A 17,145-nucleotide genomic window follows, 5' to 3' on the forward strand; every position below is an offset into this window, starting at 1 on the left:
TCCGGGGTCGCTTGCGCCAAACCATACACTACTGTATGGAATCGCCCATGGCCAACCGACTGACATCGCAGGACTGGATCACCCACGGTTTCGAGGTGCTGAAAGCCCAAGGCCACGAGGGGCTTAAGGCCGACCGCATGGCGCGCGCACTGAAGGTGTCGCGCGGCAGCTTTTATTGGCATTTCGCCGATCTGGATGCCTTTCACCTGGCGCTGATCAAAGGCTGGTCCGCCGCCATCACCGAGGCGCAGATCGCCGACCTGGCCACCTTGCCCGCCGACGCGCAGCTGGAAACCCTGATCGCCCGCGTGCTGACCAACCCGCAGCGGCTCGAGGCCGCAATCCGTCGATGGGCCGGCGCAGATGCACGGGTGGCCGATGCCGTGGCGCAAGTCGACACATTGCGCATCGGGTACCTGCGCGAGTTGCTGCAGGGCCACGGCCTGCCGCCTGCCGCCGCGCTGTCGCGCGCGCAGTTTATAAACTGGGGTTATGTGGGGTTTGCCCTTGCCCCGCTGCCGGTCGACGCCGCCACCATGGCGCGCGATCTGGCCGCCGCCTTCACCACCAAGGACCACGCCCATGCGCACCGTCACCCTGACCCATGACTACCCCGTTCCGCCCGCCACGCTTTGGGCGCTGGTCACCGATTACGGTGCGCTGGCCGAGGTGATGCGCGGCCTGGTGCATTTCGATGGCCTGCCCCAGGGGCGCACCGAAACCGGCCAGCACCTGCAGGTTGGCGTGTCGCTGTTTGGCCGTCTGCCCAGGCAACCTTATGAAATGACCGTGTTGCGGTCGGACGATGCGGCAATGGTTTTGCAATCATCCGAACGCGGCGCCGGGGTGAAATCGTGGAATCACACGCTGACCGTCACGCCGACCCAGGGCGGCAGCCGTCTGACCGACGTGATCGAGATCGACGCCGGTTGGCTGACTTTTGCTTTCGCCCGCTGGGCGCGGTTCCTCTATGGCGCGCGTCACAAGCCGCGGATGCGGCTGCTTGGGGTGGCGTGAAAGTTTAAACTTGGGGTCCGGGGCGGGGTCAAAACTTGCAAAACCCCGTTAAAGTTTCAGGCGCGCAGCTTGGCGGCCACCTGCCCCTCGAACCCCTTCAACTGCCGTCGCGCGGCGTTGTTGTCGCCCGGTTCGATGGCACCGTTTTCCAACTCGGGGAAGATACGGAACAGCTCGTCGCGCTGCTCGGCACCAAGGGCCGAGATGGTCTGCGCATCCAGGTACAGGCTTTCGGTCTCGACCCCGTTGGCGGTGACAACCTCATGATTTTCAAAGGCAAAATGGTAATACGTGACCGCGTCGACATCCCGGTTGACGCGGATTGTGCCGTCATTGACCAGAGCATGAGCGGGCACAAACACCCCCTCGGACGCGCCAAAGGTCAGCTCGGCCTGCCAGCCGCGCATCAGGAACCGATGCTGGCGCGACACCATCAGGTCGCTTTCCGGCAGATCGCCCCCCAGGCTGCCCTTGGTCAGGCGGATCGGGTACATCGTTGGATTCGTTGACAAAAACTGCTTGTCCAGACGCCGTGCACCGATCCATTTGATCGGCTGCGCCCCGTGGTCGCGGGTGATCACCCGGTCGCCCTCGGCCAGATCCTGAACCGCGACATATCCACCCGGCGTCAGGATCAGTGCCCCTTCGGCAAAGCAAACCAGCGTCGGAATGGTGATCGAGCCCACCGAAACCACCGAGTTGCCATCGTCAAACACCGCGCGGATTTCCACGTCGATATCTTCGCCCACCACGTAGTCATACCCGGTGATCTCAACGCAATCGAGCGTATAGCCAAACGGTGTTGAGCCCACTGCAGGGTGCCCCGGCGGGAAGGTTCCCAGCACTTCACCATCGACGACAATCTCGAACCCTTCGAAATCCGCGGGCACCACGGGGCCGGTGATCACGTCGGATAACTGACTGATATCCGTAACTTTTTGCGCGCCGCCGGTGTTGTCGACCTGGTTCAGCGCGCCCAGCGGCGCGTTGTCCCCCACCCCGATGGCGATGATCTGGGCGTTGAAATCATCCTCCAGATCTTCGACCTCGTCGGTGAAAACCTGGCTGGACGGGAACGGCCGGCCATCGGACAGGAAGAACACGTAATTGGTGTCATCCGCGGTGACGTCATTGTTCGGGTCGCCATCCGTTGTGGTGGCTGTCCATTCATCCAGAACCGTCTGCAGACCGTCTTCGTAATTCGTGCGCCCGCCATCGTCCAGATCTTCGACATCCGAGACAAAATCGTCAAATTCATCAAGGCCATAGCTGCCAACCGTTGCCGCGTTGGTGTTATATTCGATCAGGGTAATCTCAACCTCGGACGTGTCGAACCCCGCGTCCTGAATGGATTGGAACAGGGCCTTGGCGGCCTCGATCTCGGCCTCGAGGTAGGTGTCGATGTCGCCGTCACCGTCCACATCACTGCCCGAAAGCCCGCCGGTTGACCCCGACGTGTCGATCACGATGGCGATGTTGATGTCTTCGGTGACCGGGCTGGTGTTCAGCACCGCCTCGGTCTGGAACGTGTCGGTGGCAAAGGTCGGCAGGATCGCCTCAAGCTCGACCGTCAGCCCCTGAACGGCACCCGTGCTGCTGAACGTGTTCGTTGTTGCCGGAAAATCAACCATTTGCGCAGTCTCACCATCACTGTTCAGGGGGAAGAAACAAAAACACCGATTCCCTGAAAAACCTAAGCATTTCTTAAGTTTGTAGCACGGATGGCGCCGTCGCAAAAGTCAACCTGCTTGCAACGGTAAATGGCAGGGCATATGTTCGGTGTGTCGGCTTGCCGACTATGGACATAAACGCGCTCGTAATAAGCGGATCGGACCCGGGGGCGGTACCCGGCGACTCCACCAACCATCCTTCGTTTGGGGATCATGGGGTCGAAATAGGATCGACGAACGTCTAAAGGGGTTAGCTTTGTTTCGGTGAGATACCACCGTTATCGGTTCATTTAAGCTAGTTGCAAACGACAACAAAGCTCCGATGGCTCTGGCTGCTTAAGCAGTTCGAGTGATCGAAATCTTAAGCCCTGTCGCCTAGCCGCGGCAGGCGGGGTTCGCAGGCACCTGGCAACAGAAGCCTGCACTTTCAACCATTTGACATGTGACTGTTACGCGGACCATTTAGGGCGCATCGAACGGCGATAAACTGCGAGCATGCCATGCCCTCCATGACCGATCTGTTCCGCGTCTTTGGGCGCATTGGCTTGCTGTCCTTCGGCGGACCGGCAGCGCAGATTGCCCTGATGCACAAAGAGTTGGTCGAGGATCGCAGTTGGCTAACCGAGGATCAGTACTTGCGCGCGCTGAGCTTTTGCATGTTGTTGCCTGGCCCCGAGGCGATGCAGCTGGCCACCTATGCGGGCTGGCGGTTGCGCGGCGTGCCGGGGGGTATCCTGGCCGGCGCGCTATTCGTGCTGCCGGGAGCAGCGGTCGTCATGGCGCTGGCGTGGATCTATGCGTTATTTGGTGGGGTACCCTTGGTTGAGGCGCTGTTTGTCGGCATCAAGGCAGCGGTTGTGATCATCGTGCTGCAAGCGCTGCTGAAAGTGGCAAAGAAGGCCTTGCACGGCATAGATCGTTGGGTGATCGCCGGGTTGGCCTTTGCAGGGATCTTTGCCCTGAACGCACCCTTTCCGGTGATCATCGCAGCAGCGGGCTGCTGGGGGTATTTCACCGCCAAAGGCGAGGCCGTCGATAGTGCAACGGTGGCCACGCCGAACACCCTGCGTACAATTGCGATCTGGGGCGCGCTTTGGCTGATACCGGTGGCGTTGGCGTCTGCTTTTGCGCCCGTCTTGCTTGGCCCGGTGGCGCAGTTCTTTTCAATCCTCGCGGTCGTTACATTCGGCGGGGCCTATGCGGTGCTGGCGTACATGACGCAAACTGTGGTCGACAGTTACGGCTGGCTGACCACGGCACAAATGATCGATGCGTTGGGCCTTGCGGAGACAACGCCTGGGCCGCTGATCCTTGTGACCGAGTTTGTGGGCTTTCTTGCCGGGTTCGCGCAGGGCGGTGCGGCGTTGGCCTTCGCCGCGGCGCTTTTGACGCTGTGGGTCACATTTATTCCTTGTTTCCTGTGGATCTTTGCCGCCGCCCCATACATTGAAAGGCTTGCGGCACATCCGCGCATTGGCGGGGCGTTGCAGGCGGTAACAGCGGCGGTTGTTGGTGTGATCCTGAACCTGTCGATCTGGTTTGCGCTGCACGTTTTTTTTACCGATGTCGGTCGGGCGACGCTGGGACCCATTGAAATCCTGGCCCCAGTGGTGTCTTCAGTCGCGATCCTGCCCGTGGCGCTGGCCGTGTTGGCGGGCGCTTTGCTGTTGGTATTTCGCTGGCCCCTGTTACGCGTTCTGGCGGTAATGGCGGGGATCAGCGCGGGGATCAGCCTGATCGGCTAGAATCCGGGTCGCCGCCTCTTTCATAAGTTTTCGAATCCCTTATGCTTGAGACAATTGATTTCACCGAGGTCGGGCATGACGCAATCCATCGAATACGGAAACCTGATGCACAAGGCCATGCGCGGTTTGATCCGCGAGGTACTGGCGGATGTTGCCGATCACGGATTGCCTGGACTGCACCATTTCTTTGTGACCTTTGACACCACCCATCCCGAAGTGGATATCGCCGACTGGCTGCGCGACCGCTATCCGGACGAAATGACGGTGGTCATGCAACACCGCTTTGACGATCTGGAGGTGACGGAGGACGGGTTTGCCGTCACGCTCAGCTTCGGCGACAGCCCCGAGCGTTTGTCGATCCCGTTCACTTCCATTCGCACCTTCGTGGACCCGTCGGTAGAGTTTGGCCTGCGGTTTGAAACGCAGGATGGCGACGACGAGGAAGAGGCCGCGCTTACAGCCGTCGAAGACCCGGTCGAAGACGCGCCCGAAGAAGACGAGGCCGAGCATAAAGACGCCGAAATCGTCAGCCTAGACAGTTTCAGAAAATAGCATTCACCACGAAGGAGGCCACCATGCCCGGTGACCTGAGAATTTTCCTTGGCCAGTTGTTTCGAAAACCGGGCGAGGTGGTTGCACTCGCCCCGTCATCCGAGGCCCTTGCACGGGAAATGTGCCGGGGTCTGTCGCCCGAAACCGGTCATGTGGCTGAACTGGGACCGGGGACAGGCAAGATCACCCGCGCCATCCTGTCTGCCGGTGTGGCGGAAAAGAACATCACGGCCTTTGAATTGAACCCAACCTTCGTCGACACCTTGCGGGGTCAATTCCCTGCGGCCGATATCCGTCGCGCCCCTGCGCAGGAGGTCGGCAACCTGCCCCTGGGCGAACTGGACGCGGTGATCAGCGGCCTGCCCTTGTTGTCAATGCCCAACGACGTTCAGCGCGCCATAGTCGAGGGCACGTTCCGCGTTCTGAAACCCGGCGGCACTTTTGTTCAATTCACCTATGGTCCGGTTCCGCCAATCGCCCAGTGCTTGCGCGAAGGGCTGAAGCTGACATGGACCAAATCCGCCAAGATCTGGGGCAACCTTCCCCCTGCCCGGGTGTATACGTTCCGTCAGGGTTAGGAATCGGCGGTCCATTTTCGATCCACCTAGATGCAAAAACGGCCATTCCGGATAAAAAACGTCACCGCTAGAGTCAGATCATATTCTGACTTTTCAGGTGACACATGCAAAGACGTACCCTTCTGAAATCCCTGCTGGCCAGCACCACGCTGGCCGCGATGCCCGCTTTGGCTGCGCCGCAAACGCCGTTTCCTAAATCCTTTCTGGCCGTGAACGGCCACCGGATGGCCTATGTGGATCATGGCGAGGGGCGCCCGGTGGTGTTCCTGCACGGCAACCCCACCTCTTCCTATCTGTGGCGCAACATCATCCCGCATCTGCCCGCCGGGCACCGCGCCATCGCGCCCGACCTGATAGGGATGGGCGACAGCGCCAAGCCCGATATTGACTATACCTATGCCGATCAGGCCGCGCATCTGCACGGGCTGCTGGACGCGCTGGACCTTACCGACGTGGTGCTGGTGATCCACGATTGGGGCGGCGCGCTGGGGTTTGACTGGGCCATGCAGAACCCCGACCGCGTGTCGGCGATTGCCTTTATGGAAACCGTGGCCCCGCCTGCCATGCCGTTTGAATCCTACGAGGCGATGGGCGAGTTTGCCGGCGGCCTGTTCAAGGCATGGCGCACGCCGGGTGTTGGCGAAGAGATGATCCTGCAAGGCAACATGTTCGTCGACGAGATCCTGGGCAAACAGGCGGTTCTGACACCGCTCAGCCCCGAGGTTCTGGCCCAATACAACAGCTATTACCCCGACGCCGCCAGCCGCAAACCGCAACTGGTCTGGCCGCGCGAGGTACCCATCGGGGGCGAGCCTGCCGCCACCACGCAACTGACCCGCGACATCGCGGCGTTCATGACCTCAAGCGACCTGCCCAAACTGTTGTTCCACGTCACGCCCGGCGCCCTGATCCCGCCGCCGGCGGTGGAATGGATGCAGGCCAACGTGCCGAACCTGGAAACCATCCACCTGGGCCCCGGCGCGCATTTCATTCAGGAAGACTATCCCGACGAGATCGGCACCGGCATCGCCGCGTGGCTGGGTCGGGTTTAACAAGGAGGAACAAATGGCATCGTTTGAGACATCCATCACCGTCAACGCCCCCGTGTCGCAGGTCTGGGCCAGCTGGGATGATTTCGGCAATATCTACCGCTACAATCCCAACCTGAACGGCTCGCACCTGATCAATGACAGCGCGGATACCGGGCTGGGGGCCGAGCGGCGCTGTGACCTGGCGGATGGCAAGAACCACATCCTTGAACGTGTGATCGCGTATCAGCCGGAAAAGCTGATGAAGATCGACATCTACGACGGCACGGTGCCGATCAAGCGCGCCTTTGGAACGCTGACATTCAAACCGGTTGGCGCCGACTGTACGCGCGTCGACTTTGCCTTTGAATTCACCCCCAAGATGGGGCTGCTGGGCAAGCTGATGGCGCCTTTGATGAAACGCCAGTTGCGCGGCGGGCTGGAAAGCCTGCTGGCCGCCAACAAAGCCTATGTGGAAACCGGCGAAACCGTGCAGCGCGCCGCCTGACGCACCGCACCACGACAAGTTTATCGCAAACATTGGCCGGGGCGGTGCAAATGCCGCCCCGCTGCCCGTTGCACGGGGGCAGTCAAGTGGCTAAACCTTCCGCGACCTGTTTCCCGGAGGATCCCATGACCGCCACCCGCACCGAAACCGACAGCTTTGGCCCCCTCGAAGTTCCAACAGACAAATACTGGGGCGCACAGACCCAGCGGTCGATCATGAACTTCCCCATCGGCTGGGAGAAACAGCCCGTGGCCATCGTGCGGGCCCTTGGCGTGATCAAGAAGGCCTGCGCGATGCAGAACAAGGCCAATGGCAAGCTGGACGCGCGCATCGCCGACGCTATCATTCAGGCCGCGGGCGAAGTGTTCGAAGGCAAGTTTGACGACAACTTCCCGCTGGTGGTCTGGCAGACCGGCTCGGGCACCCAGTCGAACATGAACTCCAACGAGGTGATCGCCAACCGCGCGATCGAGATCCTGGGCGGCGAGATCGGCTCGAAAGACCCGGTGCACCCGAACGATCACTGCAATATGGGCCAGTCGTCGAACGACACCTTTCCCACTGCAATGCATATCGCCGCCGCCATGTCGGTGCGCGACGTGCTGCTGCCGGGCTTGGAGAAACTGGCCGAGGGGTTGGAAGCCAAGTCAGATGAGTTCAAAGACATCATCAAGATCGGTCGGACCCACACCCAGGACGCCACGCCGCTGACCCTGGGTCAGGAGTTCTCGGGCTATGCCCACATGATCCGCCAGGGCATTGCACGCGTGAAACAGGCGCTGCCGGGCATTTACGAGCTGGCCCAGGGCGGCACCGCCGTGGGCACCGGGCTGAACACCGCGCCGGGCTGGTCGGAAGCCGTTGCCGCGAACATGGCCGAGATCACCGGCCTGCCCTTCGTGACCGCACCAAACAAGTTCGAAGCGCTCAGCGCCCATGACGCCATGGTCTTTATGTCGGGCGCTTTGGCCACGGTTGCGGGCAGCATGTACAAGATCGCCAACGACATCCGGTTCCTGGGCTCAGGCCCCCGCTCGGGTCTGGGTGAGTTGATCCTGCCGGAAAACGAGCCCGGCAGCTCGATCATGCCGGGCAAGGTGAACCCCACGCAGGCCGAGGCGATGACCCAGGTCGCCGCCCATGTGATGGGCAACGACGCGGCGATGAAATTTGCCGGTTCGCAGGGCCATTTCGAGCTGAACGTCTATAACCCGATGATGAGCTATAACCTGCTGCAGTCGATCCAGCTGTTGGGGGATGTCGCGGACAGCTTCACCCTGCGCATGCTGAACGGCATCAAGGCCAACGAGCCGCGCATCGACAAGCTGATGAAGGAAAGCCTGATGCTGGTGACCGCTCTGGCGCCTACCATCGGTTACGACAACGCCACCAAAGTGGCCAAGACGGCGCATAAGAACGGCACCACGCTGAAGGAAGAGGCCATCGCTTTGGGCTTTGTCGACGCCGAAACCTTTGACGCGGTGGTTCGGCCCGAACAGATGATCGGCCCCAAATCGTGAGCAAACCCATCAACCTGCGCGCGGCCCGCAAGGCCCGCGCCCGCGACGCAAAACGCGCGCAGGGGGATGAAAACGCGGCGAAGTTCGGCCAGACCAAGGCCGAGAAGGCACGCAACAAATCCGAGCAAGCCGCGCAGGTGGCGCGGCTTGACAGCCACAAGCGCGACGACAGATAGTTTGACGGTCTTGTCAAATTCGGGTGCTTCATGGTTTCTCGGCGGTCTGTGCTGAACTACGTCACGCTCGGAGCTGCGTTTGGCGTCGTGAGCGTGGGCGCTTCGGGTCTGCTGCGCAGCTGCGCGCCAAGTGCCGATATTCGGGCCGAACACCTGCCCTTTTTGAAAATCGACATTGCACAGCTTGAACCCGGCAAGGATCATCGGTTCCTTTTGGATAACACACCATTGGGCATTCATATTCTGACCGACGCGGAATTGGCGCAGGTCAACGCCTTGCATTTGGGACTAGATCCGTGGGTCAAGCGCAACTACCCGCACCCCCAAATGCCAGCCACCGCGGAAAACCTGATCCAACCCGGCCCGATCCCCTTCGTGGCCCTTTGGCTGACGACAGAGCCTTGGCAAATCGTCGTTTTAGGCGATGGGGCGGGAGAGTATGGCGGCTTTTTCGATCCGCATAGGGCCGGTCACTATGATGTGTTGGGGCGAATTCATAAAGGCATTGGGCACAATCTGGCGGTGCCTTATCTGACGCAAATTAGCGAAACCGTTTATGGCGTCTACGCCGACAGGTTCGTGGCCCGTCTTAAAGCGGGAAATACATGATGCCCACCCGCCCGCAAAAGCATTCGCTGACCTTGAACGGGCACCGGACGTCGGTGTCGCTGGAACCAGAGTTCTGGGATGCATTTCGCGAAATTGCAGCGGAGAAGTCGCAGCCGATCAACGCCTTGGCGGCCGAAATTGATGCCTCGCGCGGTATGGAGATCGGCCTGGCCTCGGCCATCCGCGTATTCGTGTTGTTACATTATCAGTCAAAATGAGCGCCTGACGGCGCCGGTCTATGTCTCGCTTGTCGCCTTGCGGCGCCTGCGCTCGGGCGGGATGAGACTGCAGCCGTTTACGCCGCCGCTGCCTTTTCACGAATGCGGGCAACCATTGCGCGCAGACCGTTGGAGCGTTGGGATGACAGGTGTTCGTCAAGGCCCAGACGCGCCAGTTCGGTCGGTGCGTTGACAGCGGTGACTTCGGCCGGTGTCAGACCGTTATAGAGCGCTTGCAGCACCGCGATCAGGCCGCTGACGATCATCGCGTCGCTGGCGCCTTGGAAAGTGAACACGTCGCCGTCGATCCGGGTTTGCAGCCAGACCTGGCTGGCGCAGCCATCGACCTTGTTGGCGGGCACCTGCAAGGCCGGGTCCAGCACGTCCATGGCACGGCCCATGTCGATCACGTGGCGGTAACGCTCTTCCCAGTCGTCAAGGAAATCGAACGTATCCACAAGCTCTTCAAACGCGTCGCTGGCCATATCTGTCTCCGGGTTTATCGTGGATTGAGTTAGGGCTTTGTGGCGCAAAGGTCCAGCCCGTGCGAGCGGTGGGTTTTCAAGGCGTCTCAATTGGGCTAACTCAGAGTGAGCCACAAGAGGACGTGCAATGAAAACACCGGTTCTGGCCCTGCTGACGGCGTGTCTTGTTTTGACGGGCTGCGCCCGCATTGGGCAATCGCGACTGAACCCGTTCAACTGGTTCGGACGCAGCACGTCCGAGGAGGTTGAGGTTGTCACCCCGACAACGATCCGTGGCCCCTTGGTTGCGCAGGTTACGTCGATGACCGTCGACAAGGCCCCCGGCGGAGCGATTGTGCAGGCCGTTGCGGTTCCCCCTGAGCAAGGTTACTGGCGGGCAGAACTGGTGATTGCGGATGATATCGACGTGGAAACCGGTACACTGGTGCTGTATTTCACGGCGTTTCCGTCGCCATTGAAAGAGCCAGCCGGCAGCGAGTTCTCACGCGAGTTAACCGCCGGTCTGTTTTTGTCAGACCAGACATTAGCAGGGGTTCGCACCATCGCGGTGCGGGGCGCATCCAACCAGCAGACCAGCCGCAGGTGATGTTGACCTAAAGGCGGATGACCTCGACACGGCCCGCTTTGGCGGCGAGGCCCAGTTCGCCTTCGCAAAGCCGCAACGCGTCATCGCCAAAGACCTCGGCGCGCCAACCGTTGAGCGCTCGTACATCCCGCAGCCCGGCCGCGATTCTGTCCAGTTCGGCCGCCGTCGCGATGAGTTTCTGCGCCACTCCTGCGGATTCTGATTTTGCTTTCAGCAACACCCGCAAAAGGTCCGCCAGCGCCGGATCGACTTGCATCTTTTGACCGGTGGATTCGACCTTTGGGTAGTCTTCCGGTTTGATTTCACCGGCTGTTTTCACAGCGCTTAGAATGCCGTCGGCGATCGCCCCTTTGCGCGCCTCGCGCAGCAACAGGCGCGAGCGGCCCAAATCGCCGGGGTTCTTGGGCTTGGTCGAAGCCAGTTCCAGCAGCGCGTCGTCTTTGAACACACGGCTGCGCGGTACATTGTTGGACTGTGCATAGCCTTCGCGGAATCGTGCCAGTTCGCGCACATGGGCCATGAACTTTCCCGAGTTCGTGCGGGTTTTGACCCGACGCCACGCCTCGTCCGGGCGCACGATATAGGTCTCTGAGTCGGTCAACGCGGACAGCTCTTCCACTAGCCACTTGCTGCGGCCGTTTTCTTCAAGCTTTTCCGCAAGGAACTCATAAATGACCCGCAAATGGGTGACATCGGCCAGGGCATAATTCTTTTGTGCATCAGACAGCGGACGGCGCGACCAGTCGGTGAAACGCGAGGTCTTGTCCAGCTGCGCTTTGGCAATCTTGCGTACAAGGGTCTCGTACCCCACCTGCTCGCCAAATCCGCACACCATTGCGGCGACCTGTGTGTCAAACAGAGGTTCAGGAAAAACCTTGCCTTCGACAAAGAATATTTCAAGGTCTTGCCGCGCGGCATGAAAGACCTTGACCACGGACGTGTCGCGGAAGAGCTCGTAGAGCGGTTCCATGCTGAGCCCATCCGCCAGCGGGTCCATCAGAACCGCCTCGCCATCTCCTGCGATTGCCAATTGCACGAGGCAGAGCTTGGCGTAGTACGTGCGTTCACGCAGGAACTCGGTATCGATCGTAACGTAGGGGCCTTTGCGTGCCTCGGCACAGAAATCTGCCAAAGCTTCGGTCGTGGTCAAAGTTCGCATTCAACACCCCTAGCATCCCCATGCTTCGCTGCAAGGGGTATTCAAGTGTTAAAAAACTTTCACAGAAATGAAAAGGCTTAGCTGATCTCAACCAGTGCGCGATTTCCGATCACATATTGTCGCAGAACGGCTGGGTAGAGCTTGTGCTCCATCGGCAATACGCGCGCGGCCAGAGTTTCAGGTGTGTCATCGGCCAAAATGGGCACACGGGCCTGACCAAGGATCGGGCCATCATCCAATTCCGCCGTCACCTCGTGCACGGTACAGCCATGTTCGGCGTCTCCGGCCTCAAGCGCGCGGGCATGGGTATGCAGGCCTTTGTACTTGGGCAACAGCGAAGGGTGGATATTCAGCATCTTTCCGGCCCAGCTGTCTATGAATTCAGGGGTCAGAATGCGCATGAAACCTGCAAGGCACAGGATATCGGGGCGCGCTTCGGTCAAGATTTTCTGTAGTTCAGCTTCGAAGGCCGCGCGGTCGCCTTTGAACGGGCGGTGGTCTACTGACGCAGTGGCAATACCCATGTCGGCCGCCTTGGCCAACCCACCGGCTTGCGGATCGTTCGAGGCCACCAACACCGGGCGCGCCGGGTGATCGCCGGTCATCGACCGGGCCAGCGCCACCATGTTCGAGCCGCCACCCGAAATCAGGATCGCAACGCGCTTGGTCACTTGAGCGTGCCCCGATACGTGACGCCTTCGCCTTCGACTAATTCACCCAGGATGCAAATGCGCTCGCCCTCTGCCTCCAGAAGTTCCCCTGCTTCCTGAGCAACCTCGCGCGGCACGATCACAACCATGCCGATCCCGGCGTTGAACGTCTTCAGCAGTTCGGTTTCGCTCAACCCGCCTTCTCGTACCAACCAGTCAAACACCGGCGGCAGCGGCCAGGCGGCCAGGTCAACCACCGCGCCCACGCCCTCGGGCAACACGCGCGGCAGGTTCTCGGTCAGACCACCGCCCGTGATATGGGCCAGTGCCTTTGCATGTCCCGCGCGCACCGAGGCCAGCGCCGGTTTGACATAAAGCCGTGTGGGCGTCAGCAAGGCGTCGCCAAGCGTGCCGTCGCCCCAGGGGCAGGCATCTTCCCAGGCCAGACCGGAATGTTCGACGATCCGGCGCACAAGGCTGTAGCCGTTCGAATGCACCCCGTCCGAGGCCAAACCGATCATGACATCGCCCGCCTGCACGTCGCGCGGCAGGTCCGCGCCGCGGTTCATCGCGCCGACCGAGAAGCCGGCCAAATCGAAATCGCCATCTTGGTACATGCCAGGCATCTCGGCGGTTTCGCCACCGATCAGCGCACAGCCCGAACGCTGGCACCCCTCGGCAATGCCTTCGACAACCTTGGCGGCCTCGTCGACCGACAGCTTTCCCGTGGCGAAATAGTCGAGAAAAAAAAGCGGCTCTGCCCCCTGGCAGACCAGATCGTTCACGCACATTGCGACCAGATCGATGCCCACGCCGCCCAGAACGCCTGTGTCGATGGCAATGCGCAGCTTGGTGCCGACGCCATCGGTGGCCCCCACAAGGATCGGGTCGTCGTATCCCGCGGCCTTTAGATCGAACAACGCGCCAAACCCGCCCAGACCCGCCATCACGCCCGGACGGTTGGTGGCGGCGGCGGCGGGTTTTATCCGGTCAACCAGCGCGTTTCCCGCATCGATATCCACGCCAGCTTCGGCATAGGTCAGCCCGTTTTTTCCAGAATTCGTCATCGCCTGTCGCCCCGATAGCCCGCAATTGGCGGTGACTTATCGCAAGGCGGGCCGGATGGAAAGCGGCGATCCCGCCGCTTTCCGATGATTCAGCGGCCCTTACAGCACGTAGCGCCACGGCATTGGGTCAAACCGATAGGCCGAACCCATTTTGCCAACATATCCGAAACCCGGGAAGTCAAGGTGCATGCCAGCGACCGGTACGTTGTCAGTCACAACCATGTCCAGCACCTTCAGACGCGTCGCGCGGGCCTGCTCGGCGTCGGTGTCAAAGGCGATGGTCCAATCGGGATTGTCAAACTGCAGGGCGGTCGCATGAACGATGTCGCCCCAGATCAACAGTTCTTCACCTTCGGACCGCAGATGAAGGCCAATGTGGCCCGGAGTGTGGCCGGGCAGGTCCACAATCTCGATCCCTGGCACGATCTCGGCGCCGGTTTTGGCCAGCGTAAGCTTTTCGGCGTAAGGCGTGGTCTGGAACCGCGCGATATCGAAGAAACCTTTGAAGTTGTCAGGTACCGACGCGCGAATTTCGTCGTTGTACCAAAAATCCCACTCGCTCGCGGTGCTGACCAGTTCAGCATTGGCAAATCGTGCGGTGCCGTCTTTGGCGGCCAGACCACCGATATGGTCCAGATGCAGGTGAGTTGCGATCACCATGTCGACCTGATCGGCAGAGTAACCGGCCGCGGCCAGCGCGCCGTGGTAGCCGCCAAGGGTTGGGCCCATGGCATCGTTGGTGCCACAGTCAACAGCGATCAACTTGTCACCGGTGTTGATCAGGTAACCGGTCACGGGGATCAGGGTGCCGTTGGGTTCAGGCTTGCGATGCTGGCGCGCCAGGGCTGCAGCTGCTTTGGCTTCATCATAGCCGTTGATAAGTTCGGGCCCAATTGGCAGGTGGCCATCCAGCAGCGCGGTAATCTCGAACTTGCCTACTTTCTGACGGTAGATGCCGTTCACCTGTGCCTCTGCTTTGTCTGCTGCTGCAAAAGTGGGTTTGGCGAGGCCTGCCAGCGGCAGCGCAGCGCTGGCGGCGAAGAATGTGCGACGATTGAGGGTCATGTGGAAACTCCAAAAATTACACGCCTTAAAACCGGCGTGGTCATGTATATATTTAGCTTCAGGCGCATCGGCAGTGGGCTGCTGCTTATCTTGGGTATAAGAAAGGCTTATCGCCATGGATCACCTGACAACCTTCGAGAGCTTTCTTGGTGTCCTGAAACACGGCTCTTTCGCCGCTTGGGCCCGCGAAAAGGGGATCAGCCAGCCAGCCGTAAGCCAGCAGATCGCGGCGTTGGAAGCGCATTACGGCAAGACACTGATCAATCGCAGCCGTGGTGGTGCCTCGGCAACGCGGGCGGGCGAAATTTTGGCCCACCACGCTCGCAGTGTTTTGGGCCAGCACAAGATGCTGTCGGACGAACTGACCGCTCTTGAAAATGAAACCGCTGGGGAGTTCCGCCTGTCGGTGAGCCAGTTTATGGCGCAATCCGAAGTTGGCCACGACATTCAGTCATTGTGCTCGGAACACCCCGAACTCGACCTGATCCTGCGGGTTGAAGACCGGGTCGTGGATGTGGTCGGCGAAGGCTATGACATGGCGCTGCGCATAGGTGCGCCGGGCAATACAAGTGGCGTGATGCGCAAAATCGCCGAAATCGAGTCGCACCTGGTCGCTGCTCCCAGCTTTCTGGACAAATACGGCCGACCCGAATGTCCCGAAGGATTGAAACCACTTCCGTTTATTCGCTATCGCGAGGTGCATGGACAAAACATCGTTCCCTTGAAACGAGGTGATGAGGTTTTGAATGTGTCTATGCGCGAGGGCATGGTTGTGGACAGTCCACCCCTTTACCAATCTGCAGCCCTGCGTGGCTTTGGCGTGGCGCGTATGCCTGCGAACGCCTGTAACGAGGCTGTTGCTGCCGGGCAGTTAGAGCGCTTGCTACCGGCGTATTCGTTGCCGCCGAAACCGGTATTTGTCGTTTATCCGCATCGCGATGCGCTGAACGCAACAGGACGCCTGTTGATTGAAACGATTTGCAGGTCGTTGGAACAGGTGGACCACGTCACGCTGATGCCGGATTTCAGACCTTCGAAAGCTGCTTGACGCGGCCCGTCTGTCTGGTAGGCACATAGGAATGGCGGGCCTGTAGCTCAATTGGTTAGAGCAGAGCGCTCATAACGCTTTGGTTGCGGGTTCAAGTCCTGCCGGGCCTACCATCTCCCACACGTCATCGCGCGATAACAAACTCTGCGCACAGCCCGCCCAGATCGTTGCTGTCTTTCAAACGCAACGCACCACCATGTTGGCGCGCGATGTCGGCAGCAATGGCCAGACCCAGCCCGACCCCGCCCCCGGCGTTTTGGTTGCGCGCCTCGTCAAGGCGCATGAATGGCTGCATCGCACGTTCGCGCGCAGCTGGCGGAATGCCTGGACCGTCGTCTTCTACCACAAATTTCAGAGACTTGCTGGTTGCGACAACGCTGAGCCGCGCGCGAGATCCGTAGTTGAGTGCGTTGTTCACGAGGTTCTGCACGGAACGGGTAACCGCCAACGGACGCATTCCTACCGGCCCCGAAGACGCAATTGGCCCTAGTTCCAGCACATCGCCATTGCGCTCGCATATCCGCGCCACAAGCGCGTCGGGGGTGATCAGTTCGGATTTTTCAACCGCATCTGACCGGGCGAAGTCAAGGAATGCATCCAACATCCTTTCCATATCTTCGATATCGGCGGCCATGTCCTTCTGATCCGGCCCCTCTGGCATCAGGGACAATGCAAGTTTGAGGCGGGTCAATGGTGTGCGCAGGTCATGTGACACGCCAGACAGCATCAGGGTGCGCTGCTCGATCTGCCTTTCGATCCGTGCGCGCATATCCAGAAAGGCAGATCCGGCCAGACGCACTTCGACAGCCCCCGAAGGCCGGTACGAGACATGCTGCCCTTTGCCGAAAGCTTCGGCCGCCCGCGACAGGCGGCGGATGGGGCGCAACTGGTTTCGCAGGAAGAAAAACGCGATCAGTGTCATGACCAAGCCGGTGAAAATCATCAACACGAGCAATTGATGGGGATTGGACGCGGAAAAGCGCCGTCTTTGAACCTCGACCAATAAATCACCCTTGCCGGTGCCAACATACATCCGCACGCGTCGGGAATCGGATTTGAGGTCAACAACCAGCAATGCCGGCAAAACATTGTGGAGTTCGGCGACGAGAGTGATGCCCGAAAAGTCAAAAACCCCGCGCTGATCCGTGATCGGACGTTGAGCAGTGGGACCCGCTGTCAGTTCAAGCGCTTCGGCGAATTCAGCTGTTTCCGCCAGCCCGGTCTGCAAGTCTGGGGACTGGCCAACTTTGTCCAGAAAAAACTGAACTTCGATCGCGACATTCCGTGTCATCTGACGCGTCACGCCTTCGAAGTGACGTTGAATGAACACAACAGACACCACCAATTGCAAGATCACAATCGGCAGGATCAGGATCAGTGCCGCACGGCCATAAAGCCCCCGTGGCAATCGCAGTTTGCTCAGAACGCCTTTCATGGCTAGACCCTAGTAGTGCCAAGAACAGG

20 protein-coding genes, 1 tRNA gene and 1 other RNA gene are annotated in these 17,145 nt (G+C 60.2%); 15 read left to right on the forward strand and 7 right to left on the reverse strand.

Features of this window, described 5'->3' with window-relative positions; all coding sequences use genetic code 11:
• Positions 1-47: 47 nt before the first annotated feature.
• Together ACMU_RS19250 and ACMU_RS06925 are read left to right on the forward strand one after the other, a co-directional pair.
• Positions 48-608: a TetR/AcrR family transcriptional regulator gene (locus ACMU_RS19250; protein WP_161635631.1), complete on the forward strand. Its 561-nt coding sequence runs from the start codon at positions 48-50 to the stop codon at positions 606-608.
• Complete coding sequence (locus ACMU_RS06925; protein WP_161635632.1) at positions 583-1,017, forward strand: SRPBCC family protein; 435 nt, start codon at positions 583-585, stop codon at positions 1,015-1,017. Before ACMU_RS19250 ends, ACMU_RS06925 begins: the two co-directional genes overlap by 26 nt.
• Before the next feature lie 56 nt (positions 1,018-1,073).
• On the opposite strand, the gene ACMU_RS18685 is transcribed toward ACMU_RS06925, so the two are convergent.
• Positions 1,074-2,648, reverse strand: a complete 1,575-nt coding sequence (locus ACMU_RS18685; protein ID WP_051588112.1) for a Hint domain-containing protein — start codon at positions 2,646-2,648, stop codon at positions 1,074-1,076.
• A gap of 113 nt (positions 2,649-2,761) precedes the next feature.
• On the opposite strand from ACMU_RS18685, the gene ssrA reads away from it, so the two are divergent.
• From ssrA to ACMU_RS06975, 10 genes are all read left to right on the forward strand, one after another.
• Positions 2,762-3,113: a transfer-messenger RNA gene (gene ssrA, locus ACMU_RS19005) on the forward strand.
• Between the two features lie 83 nt (positions 3,114-3,196).
• Positions 3,197-4,432, forward strand: coding sequence for a chromate efflux transporter (chrA, locus tag ACMU_RS06935; RefSeq protein WP_236626217.1), 1,236 nt, complete (start codon positions 3,197-3,199; stop codon positions 4,430-4,432).
• A 75-nt stretch (positions 4,433-4,507) separates the two neighbouring features.
• Positions 4,508-4,984 carry an SspB family protein gene (locus tag ACMU_RS06940; RefSeq protein WP_035257817.1) on the forward strand — a complete coding sequence of 159 codons (477 nt, stop codon included), beginning with the start codon at positions 4,508-4,510 and terminating at the stop codon, positions 4,982-4,984.
• A 23-nt stretch (positions 4,985-5,007) separates the two neighbouring features.
• A complete protein-coding gene (locus tag ACMU_RS06945) occupies positions 5,008-5,562 on the forward strand; it encodes a class I SAM-dependent methyltransferase (RefSeq protein ID WP_035257819.1) in 555 nt (184 codons plus the stop codon).
• 104 nt (positions 5,563-5,666) lie between these two features.
• Positions 5,667-6,614: a haloalkane dehalogenase gene (locus ACMU_RS06950; RefSeq protein ID WP_201769876.1), complete on the forward strand. Its 948-nt coding sequence runs from the start codon at positions 5,667-5,669 to the stop codon at positions 6,612-6,614.
• 13 nt (positions 6,615-6,627) lie between these two features.
• The gene (locus ACMU_RS06955) at positions 6,628-7,098 is read left to right on the forward strand and encodes an SRPBCC family protein (RefSeq protein WP_035257821.1); all 471 of its coding nucleotides are present in this window, start codon (positions 6,628-6,630) and stop codon (positions 7,096-7,098) included.
• Between the two features lie 125 nt (positions 7,099-7,223).
• The gene (gene fumC / locus ACMU_RS06960) at positions 7,224-8,618 is read left to right on the forward strand and encodes a class II fumarate hydratase (protein ID WP_035257823.1); all 1,395 of its coding nucleotides are present in this window, start codon (positions 7,224-7,226) and stop codon (positions 8,616-8,618) included.
• Positions 8,615-8,794, forward strand: coding sequence for a DUF4169 family protein (locus ACMU_RS06965; protein WP_035257826.1), 180 nt, complete (start codon positions 8,615-8,617; stop codon positions 8,792-8,794). The genes fumC and ACMU_RS06965 overlap by 4 nt, the downstream gene beginning before the upstream one ends.
• A gap of 48 nt (positions 8,795-8,842) precedes the next feature.
• On the forward strand, positions 8,843-9,403 hold the full coding sequence (locus tag ACMU_RS06970; RefSeq protein WP_152544546.1) for a hypothetical protein: 561 nt from the start codon (positions 8,843-8,845) through the stop codon (positions 9,401-9,403).
• Positions 9,403-9,621, forward strand: coding sequence for a ribbon-helix-helix domain-containing protein (locus ACMU_RS06975; protein ID WP_035258676.1), 219 nt, complete (start codon positions 9,403-9,405; stop codon positions 9,619-9,621). The genes ACMU_RS06970 and ACMU_RS06975 overlap by 1 nt, the downstream gene beginning before the upstream one ends.
• Positions 9,622-9,698: 77 nt before the next feature.
• Here the strand turns inward: ACMU_RS06975 and ACMU_RS06980 are convergent, their stop codons facing one another.
• Positions 9,699-10,106, reverse strand: coding sequence for a SufE family protein (locus tag ACMU_RS06980; protein ID WP_035257831.1), 408 nt, complete (start codon positions 10,104-10,106; stop codon positions 9,699-9,701).
• Between the two features lie 127 nt (positions 10,107-10,233).
• On the opposite strand from ACMU_RS06980, the gene ACMU_RS06985 reads away from it, so the two are divergent.
• Positions 10,234-10,692, forward strand: a complete 459-nt coding sequence (locus ACMU_RS06985) for a hypothetical protein (RefSeq protein ID WP_035257834.1) — start codon at positions 10,234-10,236, stop codon at positions 10,690-10,692.
• Positions 10,693-10,699: 7 nt separating this feature from the next.
• Here ACMU_RS06985 and rnd read toward each other — a convergent pair whose 3' ends face one another.
• The 4 genes from rnd to ACMU_RS07005 all read right to left on the reverse strand — a co-directional run bounded on the left by rnd (position 10,700) and on the right by ACMU_RS07005 (position 14,633).
• Positions 10,700-11,851: a ribonuclease D gene (rnd, locus tag ACMU_RS06990; RefSeq protein WP_035257837.1), complete on the reverse strand. Its 1,152-nt coding sequence runs from the start codon at positions 11,849-11,851 to the stop codon at positions 10,700-10,702.
• Between the two features lie 77 nt (positions 11,852-11,928).
• Positions 11,929-12,522: a phosphoribosylglycinamide formyltransferase gene (gene purN, locus ACMU_RS06995; RefSeq protein ID WP_035257840.1), complete on the reverse strand. Its 594-nt coding sequence runs from the start codon at positions 12,520-12,522 to the stop codon at positions 11,929-11,931.
• Positions 12,519-13,568 carry a phosphoribosylformylglycinamidine cyclo-ligase gene (purM, locus tag ACMU_RS07000; protein ID WP_035257843.1) on the reverse strand — a complete coding sequence of 350 codons (1,050 nt, stop codon included), beginning with the start codon at positions 13,566-13,568 and terminating at the stop codon, positions 12,519-12,521. Before purM ends, purN begins: the two co-directional genes overlap by 4 nt.
• 99 nt (positions 13,569-13,667) lie before the next feature.
• Positions 13,668-14,633: an MBL fold metallo-hydrolase gene (locus ACMU_RS07005; protein ID WP_035257845.1), complete on the reverse strand. Its 966-nt coding sequence runs from the start codon at positions 14,631-14,633 to the stop codon at positions 13,668-13,670.
• 115 nt (positions 14,634-14,748) lie between these two features.
• Between ACMU_RS07005 and ACMU_RS07010 the strand changes: the two genes are divergently transcribed.
• Both ACMU_RS07010 and ACMU_RS07015 read left to right on the forward strand, forming a co-directional pair.
• Entirely contained in the window at positions 14,749-15,681 is a 933-nt protein-coding gene (locus ACMU_RS07010; protein WP_051588116.1) for a LysR family transcriptional regulator, read from the forward strand.
• Positions 15,682-15,717: 36 nt separating this feature from the next.
• Positions 15,718-15,794: transfer RNA gene (locus tag ACMU_RS07015), tRNA-Ile, on the forward strand.
• An 11-nt stretch (positions 15,795-15,805) separates the two neighbouring features.
• Here the strand turns inward: ACMU_RS07015 and ACMU_RS07020 are convergent.
• The gene (locus ACMU_RS07020) at positions 15,806-17,116 is read right to left on the reverse strand and encodes an ATP-binding protein (protein WP_035257847.1); all 1,311 of its coding nucleotides are present in this window, start codon (positions 17,114-17,116) and stop codon (positions 15,806-15,808) included.
• Between the last annotated feature and the right edge of the window lie 29 nt (positions 17,117-17,145).

The organism is Actibacterium mucosum KCTC 23349 (assembly GCF_000647975.1).
GTDB classification, from domain to species: Bacteria; Pseudomonadota; Alphaproteobacteria; order Rhodobacterales; family Rhodobacteraceae; genus Actibacterium; species Actibacterium mucosum.

Coding starts and splice junctions, on each gene's coding strand:
- ACMU_RS19250 (WP_161635631.1), top strand. CDS start 48: ATGGCCAACCGACTGACATCGCAGGACTGGATCACCCACGGTTTCGAG.
- ACMU_RS06950 (WP_201769876.1), top strand. CDS start 5,667: ATGCAAAGACGTACCCTTCTGAAATCCCTGCTGGCCAGCACCACGCTG.
- ACMU_RS06945 (WP_035257819.1), top strand. CDS start 5,008: ATGCCCGGTGACCTGAGAATTTTCCTTGGCCAGTTGTTTCGAAAACCG.
- ACMU_RS06980 (WP_035257831.1), bottom strand. CDS start 10,106: ATGGCCAGCGACGCGTTTGAAGAGCTTGTGGATACGTTCGATTTCCTT.
- rnd (WP_035257837.1), bottom strand. CDS start 11,851: ATGCGAACTTTGACCACGACCGAAGCTTTGGCAGATTTCTGTGCCGAG.
- ACMU_RS06975 (WP_035258676.1), top strand. CDS start 9,403: ATGCCCACCCGCCCGCAAAAGCATTCGCTGACCTTGAACGGGCACCGG.
- ACMU_RS06985 (WP_035257834.1), top strand. CDS start 10,234: ATGAAAACACCGGTTCTGGCCCTGCTGACGGCGTGTCTTGTTTTGACG.
- ACMU_RS07010 (WP_051588116.1), top strand. CDS start 14,749: ATGGATCACCTGACAACCTTCGAGAGCTTTCTTGGTGTCCTGAAACAC.
- ACMU_RS07020 (WP_035257847.1), bottom strand. CDS start 17,116: ATGAAAGGCGTTCTGAGCAAACTGCGATTGCCACGGGGGCTTTATGGC.
- fumC (WP_035257823.1), top strand. CDS start 7,224: ATGACCGCCACCCGCACCGAAACCGACAGCTTTGGCCCCCTCGAAGTT.
- ACMU_RS06955 (WP_035257821.1), top strand. CDS start 6,628: ATGGCATCGTTTGAGACATCCATCACCGTCAACGCCCCCGTGTCGCAG.
- ACMU_RS18685 (WP_051588112.1), bottom strand. CDS start 2,648: ATGGTTGATTTTCCGGCAACAACGAACACGTTCAGCAGCACGGGTGCC.
- ACMU_RS06925 (WP_161635632.1), top strand. CDS start 583: ATGCGCACCGTCACCCTGACCCATGACTACCCCGTTCCGCCCGCCACG.
- ACMU_RS06940 (WP_035257817.1), top strand. CDS start 4,508: ATGACGCAATCCATCGAATACGGAAACCTGATGCACAAGGCCATGCGC.
- purM (WP_035257843.1), bottom strand. CDS start 13,568: ATGACGAATTCTGGAAAAAACGGGCTGACCTATGCCGAAGCTGGCGTG.
- chrA (WP_236626217.1), top strand. CDS start 3,197: ATGACCGATCTGTTCCGCGTCTTTGGGCGCATTGGCTTGCTGTCCTTC.
- ACMU_RS07005 (WP_035257845.1), bottom strand. CDS start 14,633: ATGACCCTCAATCGTCGCACATTCTTCGCCGCCAGCGCTGCGCTGCCG.